Genomic DNA, 810 nt, shown 5'->3' with positions numbered 1-810 from the left:
TTTGCCACCATGATCGATAACCTGAAATATGAGTATAACGGGAATAAGCTGACCAAAGTAACCGATGAACAGCAAAACCCGTCCGGTTATCCTTATATAACCACCCCGAACACTATTACGTACGATGCCAACGGAAATATGAGCACGCATTTGGATAAAGGGATTTCCTCCATCCAATATAATTATTTAAATTTACCAAGCCAGATCACCCAGAACTCTAAGGTAACAAGCTATACCTATAGAGCAGACGGGGTGAAAGTGAAGAAGTTCTTTGGAGATATAGAAACGAATTACCTGGATGGCTTCCAGTATAAGTCTACAAAACCATCCGAAGCGACCCCTCCCGGTGGTTTCACACCGGAACCGGATCCTAATGAAGTGGCAGAAATGAAGCTAAGGATCATTCCTACGCCTGAAGGGTATTATGATGTGCTTAGCAACCAGTATATCTATAATTTCACGGATCATTTAGGAAATGTAAGATTAAGCTATACGGATACCAATAAAGATGGGATCATCCAGCCAAGACAATACAAAGTTTTACAGTGTACCGGATCCGGATGGAGTCAAATGTGCATAGATTACTGGAAACCCGGGGAAATTGTAGAAAATAACAACTACTACCCTTTCGGGATGCTGCATAATTACACAGCAACCACTCAGAATGCTTACCAATACAAATTTAATGGCAAGGAGCTTCAGGAAAATGGTATGTATGATTATGGGGCGAGGATGTATATGCCGGATATTGGTAGATGGGGAGTGGTTGATCCGCTGGCGGAGAAAATGACTCGTCATAGTCCATATAAC

The 810-nt window shown here is 42.0% G+C and carries 1 protein-coding gene; it reads left to right on the top strand.

The features are described from left to right. Positions 1–810, top strand: an 810-nt coding sequence (locus ACGHIN_RS17305) for an RHS repeat domain-containing protein (RefSeq protein WP_390456496.1), incomplete at both ends; no start/stop codon positions are given.

The sequence above is a fragment of the Chryseobacterium barbadense genome (assembly GCF_042849955.1).
Classification (GTDB): domain Bacteria; phylum Bacteroidota; class Bacteroidia; order Flavobacteriales; family Weeksellaceae; genus Chryseobacterium.
Note: the sequence above shows the minus strand (reverse complement) of the source record. Positions and strands in the feature narration are given on the sequence as shown.